This window comes from Pseudomonas sp. B21-032, from assembly GCF_024748965.1.
Classification (GTDB): domain Bacteria; phylum Pseudomonadota; class Gammaproteobacteria; order Pseudomonadales; family Pseudomonadaceae; genus Aquipseudomonas.
Map to the genome: position 1 here is coordinate 3,426,563 of NZ_CP087180.1, position 9,099 is coordinate 3,435,661.

At 65.8% G+C, this 9,099-nt stretch carries 12 protein-coding genes; 10 read left to right on the forward strand and 2 right to left on the reverse strand.

Features of this window, described 5'->3' with window-relative positions; genetic code table 11:
* Positions 1-4 precede the first annotated feature (4 nt).
* Entirely contained in the window at positions 5-583 is a 579-nt protein-coding gene (locus LOY54_RS15670) for a cytochrome c oxidase subunit 3 (protein ID WP_258607065.1), read from the reverse strand.
* Positions 567-1,361 (reverse strand): CbbQ/NirQ/NorQ/GpvN family protein, encoded by a 795-nt coding sequence (locus LOY54_RS15675; protein WP_258607066.1) that lies wholly within the window; start codon positions 1,359-1,361, stop codon positions 567-569. Before LOY54_RS15675 ends, LOY54_RS15670 begins: the two co-directional genes overlap by 17 nt.
* A gap of 199 nt (positions 1,362-1,560) precedes the next feature.
* Here LOY54_RS15675 and LOY54_RS15680 point away from each other — a divergent pair, with 199 nt between their 5' ends.
* From LOY54_RS15680 to cobA, 10 genes are all read left to right on the forward strand, one after another.
* On the forward strand, positions 1,561-3,249 hold the full coding sequence (locus tag LOY54_RS15680) for a cytochrome D1 domain-containing protein (RefSeq protein ID WP_408980511.1): 1,689 nt from the start codon (positions 1,561-1,563) through the stop codon (positions 3,247-3,249).
* Positions 3,250-3,273: 24 nt separating this feature from the next.
* On the forward strand, positions 3,274-3,588 hold the full coding sequence (locus tag LOY54_RS15685) for a c-type cytochrome (protein WP_258607067.1): 315 nt from the start codon (positions 3,274-3,276) through the stop codon (positions 3,586-3,588).
* Between the two features lie 19 nt (positions 3,589-3,607).
* Positions 3,608-3,931 carry a cytochrome c gene (locus tag LOY54_RS15690; RefSeq protein WP_258607068.1) on the forward strand — a complete coding sequence of 108 codons (324 nt, stop codon included), beginning with the start codon at positions 3,608-3,610 and terminating at the stop codon, positions 3,929-3,931.
* Positions 3,928-5,106, forward strand: a complete 1,179-nt coding sequence (locus tag LOY54_RS15695) for a cytochrome D1 domain-containing protein (RefSeq protein ID WP_258607070.1) — start codon at positions 3,928-3,930, stop codon at positions 5,104-5,106. Before LOY54_RS15690 ends, LOY54_RS15695 begins: the two co-directional genes overlap by 4 nt.
* A 1-nt stretch (position 5,107) precedes the next feature.
* On the forward strand, positions 5,108-5,566 hold the full coding sequence (locus LOY54_RS15700) for an Lrp/AsnC family transcriptional regulator (RefSeq protein ID WP_123566163.1): 459 nt from the start codon (positions 5,108-5,110) through the stop codon (positions 5,564-5,566).
* Entirely contained in the window at positions 5,563-6,078 is a 516-nt protein-coding gene (locus LOY54_RS15705) for an AsnC family protein (protein ID WP_258607071.1), read from the forward strand. Before LOY54_RS15700 ends, LOY54_RS15705 begins: the two co-directional genes overlap by 4 nt.
* A complete protein-coding gene (locus LOY54_RS15710; RefSeq protein ID WP_123566165.1) occupies positions 6,071-6,514 on the forward strand; it encodes an Lrp/AsnC family transcriptional regulator in 444 nt (147 codons plus the stop codon). Before LOY54_RS15705 ends, LOY54_RS15710 begins: the two co-directional genes overlap by 8 nt.
* The gene (locus LOY54_RS15715; protein WP_123566166.1) at positions 6,489-6,989 is read left to right on the forward strand and encodes an Lrp/AsnC family transcriptional regulator; all 501 of its coding nucleotides are present in this window, start codon (positions 6,489-6,491) and stop codon (positions 6,987-6,989) included. The genes LOY54_RS15710 and LOY54_RS15715 overlap by 26 nt, the downstream gene beginning before the upstream one ends.
* 14 nt (positions 6,990-7,003) lie before the next feature.
* Complete coding sequence (gene nirJ, locus LOY54_RS15720) at positions 7,004-8,182, forward strand: heme d1 biosynthesis radical SAM protein NirJ (RefSeq protein WP_258607072.1); 1,179 nt, start codon at positions 7,004-7,006, stop codon at positions 8,180-8,182.
* A gap of 71 nt (positions 8,183-8,253) precedes the next feature.
* The gene (cobA, locus tag LOY54_RS15725) at positions 8,254-9,090 is read left to right on the forward strand and encodes a uroporphyrinogen-III C-methyltransferase (RefSeq protein WP_258607073.1); all 837 of its coding nucleotides are present in this window, start codon (positions 8,254-8,256) and stop codon (positions 9,088-9,090) included.
* Positions 9,091-9,099 lie beyond the last annotated feature (9 nt).

Sequence of the window (9,099 nt, forward strand, 5' to 3'; positions counted from 1 at the left end):
CTCCTCAACCGAGCAGGTAAACCTGCGGGAACAGCAGCACCCAGACCAGATCGACCATGTGCCAGTACAGCACCCCGGATTCGAAGCCGCGGCACTGGCCAGCGCCATAGCCGCGACGCCAGGCCGTGCGCGCCAGCCAGGCCAGGATCAGCATGCCGAGCAGCACATGGAGAAAATGAAAGCCCGTGAGAATCCAGTACAAGGTGAAGAAGGTATTGCGCTCGATACCCAGCCCGGCGCCGAGCAGGTGGCGGTATTCGCCGAGCTTGAGCCACACGTAGAGGCAGGCGACCAGTAAGGCGGCGAGCAGCAACAATGCCGCCCGCCTCGACTGCCCCTGGCGCACCTGCACCTGGGCCAGCGCCGCCAGAGCCCCGGCACTGAGCAGGCTCAGGGTCATGGCCAGGCCCGTGGAGGCGTCGAGCAAGGCGCGGCTGGCGGCAAACAGCTGCGGCTTGAGGTGATGGGTCACGGCAAAGGCCAGGATCAGGATGGCGAACACCGACAGCTCGGCGAGAATGAACAGCCACATCGCCAGGTCGCCCGGCAAACGTCGCTCGCCCGCTTCAAGCGAAGTGGACATCGACCACGTCCATCAATGCCGCCACCGTCACCGGGTCATCGCTGAGCGGCTCGGCCAGGCAAGCCAGGCAGGCCTGCCTCGGGTTCATGCCGGCGCCGATCATCCGCGCGGTGAAAATCAGCAGGCGGGTCGAGGCCACTTCTTCCAGGTCATGCTGGTCCAGGCGCCGCAAGGCCTGGCCGAGCTTGACGATCTGGTTGGCCAGGGCGCCATCGACCCCGGCCTCGCGGCGCACGATGCGCGCTTCTTCGGCAGCGGGCGAATAGTCGAACCGCAGGGCCACGAAACGCTGGCGGGTGCTGGGCTTCATGCCCTTGAGCAGGTTCTGGTAACCGGGGTTGTAAGACACCACCAGCATGAACGACGGCGGCGCCTGCAGCACTTCGCCGGTGCGTTCGAGAAACAGCTCGCGGCGGCCATCGGCCAGCGGGTGCAGCACCACCACGGTGTCCTGGCGCGCCTCGACCACCTCGTCGAGGTAGCAGATGCCACCCTCGCGCACCGCCCGGGTCAACGGCCCGTCCTGCCACCAGGTGCCCTGGGCGCCGATCAGGTGGCGGCCGATCAGGTCGGCGGCGCTGAGGTCGTCGTGGCAGGCGACGGTGTGCAGCGGCAGGTTCAGACGGTGGGCCATGTGCTGGACAAAGCGGGTCTTGCCACAGCCGGTGGGGCCTTTGATCAGCACCGGCATGCCGTGGCGCCAGGCCTGTTCGAACAGCGTCAGTTCGTTGCCTTGCGCTTGGTAAAAGGGTTCGCAGCGGGGTTCTGTGAGGTCCATGGCTTACCTGGATAGACAGCGGGTTCGACGACCACGCTAAGAGCCCCTGCGACAACCTGGCAAGCGCCATGGCCGGCAAACTTGATCGCCGTCAAGCGGTCGGCGGCCTGCTCCGGCATAGCCTTTCCCGGCACCAAGAACCTGCGCTCTGTTCTGGCGTTCCAGCACATCGCAAAGGTCTAGCCTGAGGAGAGAAGGAATGCTGATCAGTAACCGAAAAACCTTTGCCCTGAGCCTCGCCAGCCTCTGTTCGGCACTGGCGCTGGCGTTGCCCACCAGCGTCGGCGCCGAACAGAATAGCGCCAGCGCGCAAGCAGCCATGGTCACCAGCCCCGGCGCGCCGGACATGACCCAGGCCGACTTCGATGCCGCCAAGCAGATCTACTTCCAGCGCTGCGCTGGTTGTCACGGCGTACTGCGCAAGGGCGCCACCGGCAAGCCGCTGACCCCGGACATCACCCAAGCCCGTGGCCAGGCCTATCTGGAGGCGCTGATCAGCTACGGCTCGCCCGCCGGCATGCCCAACTGGGGCACCTCCAATGCGCTGACCAAGGCGCAGATCACCAGCTTGGCCCAGTTCATCCAGCACACCCCGCCCACACCGCCGGAATGGGGCATGGCCGAAACCCGCAACACCTGGAAGCTGCTGGTCAAACCCGAAGACCGCCCCACCCGGCAGTTGAGCACACTCAACCTGCAGAACCTGTTCTCGGTGACCCTGCGCGACGACGGCAAGATCGCCCTGATCGATGGCGACAGCAAGCAGATCGTCAAGCTAATCGAGACCGGCTATGCCGTGCACATCTCGCGGATCTCCGCCTCCGGCCGCTACCTGCTGGTGATCGGTCGCGATGCGCGCATCGACATGATCGACCTGTGGCCCAAAGAGCCGACCAAGGTCGCCGAGATCAAGGTCGGCATTGAGGCGCGCTCGGTGGAAACCTCCAAGTTCAAGGGCTATGAAGACAAATACACCATCGCCGGCGCCTACTGGCCACCGCAGTTCACCATCATGGACGGCGAGACCCTGGAGCCCCGGCAAATCGTCTCGACCCGCGGCATGACCGTCGACAAGCAGGAGTACCACCCAGAACCCAGGGTAGCGGCGATCATCGCCTCGCACGAATGGCCGGAGTTCATCGTCAACGTCAAGGAAACCGGCAAGGTCATGCTGGTCAGCTACAAAGACATCAAGAACCTCACCATCACCAGTATCGACGCCGCGCCGTTCCTGCATGACGGCGGCTGGGACAGCAGCCACCGCTACTTCATGACTGCCGCCAACAACGCCAACAAAGTGGCGGTGATCGACTCCAAGGAGCGGCGCCTGACGGCCCTGGTCGACGTCGGCAAGATCCCGCATCCGGGCCGTGGCGCCAACTTCGTGCACCCACAGTTCGGTCCGGTGTGGGCCACCAGCCACCTGGGTGATGCCGGCATCTCGATGATCGGCACCGACCCGCTCAAGCACCCGCAGTACGCCTGGAAACAGGTCGGCTCGCTCAAGGGCCAGGGCGGCGGCTCGCTGTTCATCAAGACCCACCCCCAATCGCGTCACTTGTATGTCGACACCACCTTCAACCCCGATGCCAAGCTAAGCCAGTCAGTGGCGGTGTTCGATATCGACAAGCTCGATGCCGGCTACAAGGTGCTGCCGATTGCCGAGTACTCGGGGATCAAGCAAGGCGCCCTGCGTGTGGTCCAGCCCGAATACAACAAAGCCGGTGACGAGGTGTGGTTCTCGGTGTGGAACGGCCAGACCGAAGAGTCGGCGCTGGTGGTGATCGACGACAAGACCCTGGCGCTCAAGCAGGTGATCAAGGACAAGCGGCTGATCACGCCAACCGGCAAGTTCAATGTCTACAACACCCAACACGACATTTATTGAGCTTTATCAACGCAAGGAGCGGTCATGAAAAATACCCTGCTTTCACTGTGGACCCTGGCCACTGCGTTGAGCCTGCAGGCGGCCCTGGCCGATGACGGGCTGGCGCTGTTCCAGAGCAAGTCCTGTGTCGCCTGCCATGCCGTCGAAGCCAAACTGGTGGGCCCGGCGCTCAAGGAAGTAGCGGCAAAGAACGCCGGAGTCAGTGGCGCCGCTGAAACCTTGGCCAGCCACATCAAGAACGGCACCCAGGGTAACTGGGGGCCGATCCCGATGCCGGCCAATGCGGTCAGTGATGAAGAAGCCAAACAGTTGGCCAACTGGGTCTTGAGCCTCAAGTAACCCATCCAGGGAGGGCGTCATGAAGTCATACCGCTGTGTTGCCTACCTGGCGACCCTCCTGCTCTGCCCCCCTGTATTCGCTGCGCCTGACGCCCAGCGCCAGGCGCAGCTCGAACACCTGCTGACCCAGGACTGCGGCGCCTGCCACGGCCTGCACCTGACCGGCGGCCTGGGTCCGCAACTGACCCCGGCGGCCCTGGCCGGCAAACCCCGCGACGGCCTGATCGCCACCGTGCGCCTGGGCCGCCCCGGTACCGCCATGCCGGCCTGGGAGGCGCTGCTGAGCGCCGACGACATCGACTGGCTGGTCGATCATCTATTACAAGGAGCACCCGCCCCATGATCCGACGCGTACTGTTATCCGCCACCTGCGCACTGCTGCTGTGCGCCTGCACCCAGGCGCCGCTGCGCGGCACCGGCGACCTGGGCCTGGTGGTGGAGCGCGCCAGCGCCAGCGTGCAGATCATCGACAGCAGCGCCGGCATAGCCCTGGCGCGCATCGACGGGCTGGGCGACCTGTCCCATGCCTCGGCGGTGTTTTCCCGCGATCAACGCTACGCCTATGTGTTCGGCCGCGACGGCGGCCTGAGCAAAATCGACCTGCTCGAGCAACGCATCGCCAAGCGCCTTATCCAGGGCGGCAACAGCATCGGCGGTGCCATCAGCCAGGACGGCAAGCTGATTGCGGTGTCCAACTACGAGCCGGGCGGGGTCAAGGTTTTCGATGCACAGAGCCTCGAGCTGGTCGCGGACATCCCGGCGACCCTGCTCGCCGACGGTAAAAAGCGCTCGCGGGTGGTCGGCCTGGTGGACGCGCCCGGCCAGCGCTTCGTGTTCAGCCTGTTCGACAGCGGTGAGATCTGGAGCGCCGACTTCAGCCACGGCAACACGCCGCAGATCACCCGCTTCACCGATATCGGCAAGCAACCCTACGACGCGCTGATCAGCGCCGATGGCCGCTATTACATGGCCGGGCTGTTCGGCGAGGACGGCATGGCCCAGCTTGACCTTTGGCACCCGGAGCGCGGGGTCAAGCGTGTGCTCGGCGACTACGGCCGCGGCCAGGCCAGGTTACCGGTGTACAAGATGCCGCACCTGGAAGGCTGGGCACTGGCCGACAACCAGGCATTCGTGCCAGCGGTCGGGCGCCACCAGGTACTGGTGATGGATGCGCGCACCTGGCAGCAAACCGACGCCATCGCCGTCGCCGGGCAACCGGTGTTCGTCACCGCGCGCCCGGACGGGCGCCAGCTGTGGGTCAACTTCGCCTACCCGGACAACGACCGAGTGCAGGTCATCGACAGTGAATCCCACCAGTTGGTCGCCGAGCTCAAGCCCGGCCCCGCCGTGCTGCACATGGAATTCAGCGCCCGTGGCGACCAGCTGTGGCTGTCGGTGCGTGACAGCGACCAGGTGCAGATCTGGGATCCGTACAGCCTCAAGCAGCTCTCCACCCTGAAGGCCGCCTCCCCCAGTGGCATTTTCTTCAGCAGCCGCGCGCAACGGATGGGGTACTGAGATGCCGCTGACAACCCTTGAACAATGCCTGATCGAACACTACCAGCACGGCATGCCGATCTGCGCCGAACCCTACCGCGAGATGGCCCGGGTACTGGACTGCAGCGAGGAGCAAGTCATCGCCTGCCTGCAGCAGATGGCCGCGCGCGGCAGCCTGTCGCGCATCGGCCCGGTGTTCGAACACCGCCACGCCGGCGCCAGCACCCTCGCCGCCCTGGCCGTGCCCGCCGAGCGCCTGCAGCAGGTGGCCGAACGCGTCAGCCAGTACCCCGAGGTCAACCACAACTATGCCCGCGAGCACCACTACAACCTCTGGTTCGTGCTGACCGGGCCCGACCGCCCGCACCTGCAGCGCATCCTCGACGAACTGCAAGCCGACACCGGCCTGGTGCCGCTGGACTTGCCGATGCTCACCGCCTACCGCATCGACCTCGGTTTTGCCCTGGGAGACGCCCCATGAACTGCATGCTCGATACTGAGCAAAGCCTGGCCCTGCGGCGCCTGCTCGAAGCTGGCCTGCCGCTGCTGGCGCGGCCCTACCAGCACCTGGCCCGGCAGATCGGCGCACCAGAACAGCACGTGCTGGCACAGGTCAACCTGTGGCAGCAGCAAGGCCTGTTCCGCCGCCTGGGTCTGGTGCTCAATCACCGCGCCCTGGGCTTTACTGCCAACGCCATGCTGGTGCTGGACATTCCTGACGCGCTGGTCGACGAAGTCGGCCAGCGCCTGGGCCGCGAGCCGCTGGTCAGCCTCTGCTACCAGCGGCCGCGGCGCTTGCCGCAGTGGCGCTACAACCTGTTCTGCATGGTCCATGGCCGCCAGCGCGAGCGCGTCGAGGCGCAGATCGCGGCGTTGCTCGAGCAGCACCTGCTCAGCGACCTGCCCTACCAGGTCTTGTTCAGCACCCAGGCGTTCAAACAGTGCGGTGGCCGCTTCGCCCCCGCCAGCAGCGGAGCAAACGCCCATGGATGAACTCGACCGCCGCCTGATCAACCGCCTGCAGCTGGGCCTGCCGCTGGTGCCGCAGCCCTGGCAGGTGCTGGCCGAAGAACTGGGCAGCAGCAGCGTGCAGTTGCGCGAACGCCTGCAAGGCTTGCTCGACGACGGCACCCTGACCCGCTTCGGGCCGATGTTCGACATCGAACGCCTCGGCGGCGCCTTTACCCTGGCGGCGCTGCAGGTGCCCGAAGCGCGCTTCGAAGCCGTCGCCGCCGAACTTGAGGACATGCCTGAAGTTGCCCACAACTATCGTCGCGAACACGCTTTCAACATGTGGTTCGTACTTGGCTGCGCCAGCCGCGAGGCACTTGACGATACCCTGCTGCGCATCCAGCAGCGTACCGGCCTGCCCCCGCTGAACCTGCCCAAGGAGGAGACCTACCATGTCGGTTTGTATTTCCCGGTCTGAACAGACCCTGGCCCTGCGCCTGGTGGAACTGACCCAGGCCGGCCTGCCGCTGGTCGACGACCCCTGGGGCTGGCTGGCCGGGCAATTGCAACTGAGCGTCGAAGCCACTCTTGAGCTGCTCAGGCGCCTGCAGGCCGAGGGCGCCATCCGCCGCATCGCCGCAGTGCCCAACCACTACCGCCTGGGCTATCGCTTCAACGGCATGACCGTCTGGGATGTCGACGATGCGCAGATGCCACGTCTGGGCCGGCTGATTGGCGCTCAGCCGTTTGTCAGCCACTGTTACCGGCGCCCGCGCAACGGCGCCTGGCGTTACAACCTGTTCGCCATGGTCCACGGCCGCAGCGCCTGCGAAATCGACAGTTACCGCGAGCACCTGCGTTACTTGCTGGGGGGGGCGTGCCAGGCCGACGACATGCTGGTCAGCAGCCGCATCCTGAAGAAAACCGGTTTACGCCTGCCCACCAGCCACTGAGCAAGGAGCGTTGCATGTTAAGGATCAGCCATTACCTGCGCGCCCTGGCCGGCCACGGCCCTGCCCCGCGCACCAGCCCAGCGGGCAGCCCGCGCGCACCCGTGGTGATCTGGAACCTGCTCAGGCGTTGCAACCTCACCTGCAAGCACTGCTACGCCACCTCGGCCGACAGTGTGTTTCGTGACGAGCTGGACACCGAAGCGGCCCTGCAGGTGATCGATGACCTGGCCGATGCCGGGGTCAAGGTGCTGATCCTCTCCGGCGGCGAGCCGCTGCTGCGCGGCGACCTGTTCCTGCTCAGCGCCCACGCCCGCGACAAAGGCATGTTCGTTGCCCTGTCGAGCAACGGCACGCTGATCAATGAGCACAACATCGCCCGGGTTCGCGCGGCGTGCTTTGATTACGTCGGCATCAGCATCGATGGCCTGGAGGCCACCCACGATGCCTTTCGCCAGCTCAAGGGCAGCTTCGCCAGTTCGCTCAAGGCCATGCGCCTGTGCCGCGAACAGGGCATTCGCGTCGGCATGCGCACCACCCTGACCCAGGACAACCACGCCCAGCTGCCAGCGCTGCTGACCCTGATGCGCGACTGTGACGTGCACAAGTTCTACCTTTCACACCTGAACTACAGCGGCCGCGGCAAACGCAGCCGCAAGCTCGACGCGTTGCAGCAGATGAGCCGTGAGGCGATGAACCTGCTGTTCGACCAGGCCTGGGACGACATCCAGCACGGGCGCGACAGCGACTTTGTCAGTGGCAACAACGATGCCGACGCGATCCTCATGCTGCAGTGGACTGCCCGCCACCTGCCCGGACATTATCCGCAGCTGGAACAGATGCTGCGCGCCTGGGGTGGCAATGCCTCGGGCTGTGCCATTGCCAATATCGACAACACCGGCGAAGTGCACCCCGACACTTACTGGTGGCAGCACTCGGTGGGCAATGTGCGCCGCACACCGTTTCGCACCCTGTGGCTGGAGCAGCCCGACCCGCTGCTGTTGCGCCTGCGCGAGCATCCGCGCGCGGTGACCGGGCGTTGCGCCGCCTGCCGCTGGCTGAGCATCTGCAATGGCAACACCCGCACCCGCGCCTGGGCCGCCGGTGATCTCTGGGGCCAGGACCCGGGCTGCCACCTGAGCGATGAAGAAATCGGCCTACCGCCCACTGCCGGCATTCCTTGCGTAACGCACTGACAACCTGACCGGCAAGCCGCCGACACAGGCGGCCAGCCGGCCCTCCTGATGATGGAACAAGGAACGCCCTCATGCATTGTGCCTCCGTTCTACCTGCCGCCCTGCACTCGTCCTTCAGCCCCGGCGAAGTCGCCCTGGTCGGTGCCGGCCCCGGTGATCCACGCCTGCTTACCCTGCGCGCCTGGAGCCTGCTGATGCAGGCCGACGCGGTGGTCTATGACCGCTTGATCAGCGGTGAACTTCTGGCGCTGATCCCGCCCGCCTGCAGCCGCCATTACGTCGGCAAGATCAGCGGCTACCATAGCCTGCCCCAGGCGCAGATCAACCAACTGCTGGCCGACCTCGCCGCACGCGGCCAGCGGGTGGTGCGACTCAAGGGCGGTGACCCGTTCATCTTCGGTCGCGGCGCCGAAGAGCTCGACTTTCTTCTGCGCCACGGCATCGATTGCCAGGTTGTGCCGGGCATCACCGCCGCTGCCGGCTGCAGCGCCTATGCCGGGATCCCCTTGACCCACCGCGACCTGGTCCACTCCTGCCGCTTCGTCACCGGCCACCTGCAACACGACGGCGCACTCAACCTGCCCTGGCAGAGCCTGGCCGACAGCAGCCAGACCCTGGTGTTCTACATGGGCCTGTCCAATCTGCAACTGATCAGCGAACAGTTGATAGCCGCCGGGCTCGCCGCCGACACCCCGGCAGCGCTGATCAGCCGCGGCACCTGCGCCGACCAGCAAGTGCTGCGCGGCACCCTCGCGTCATTGCCAACCCTGGCTCGGCGATGCCCGGCCGCCACGCCAACGCTGACAGTGATCGGCACAGTGGTCGGGTTGTTCGCCGAGCAGGTGCTGCGCGAGCCGGCGCATTTTGCTGCTGCCGCGCTCGACCAGAGCGCCCGGCCAGGCAGATAAGACCTACCC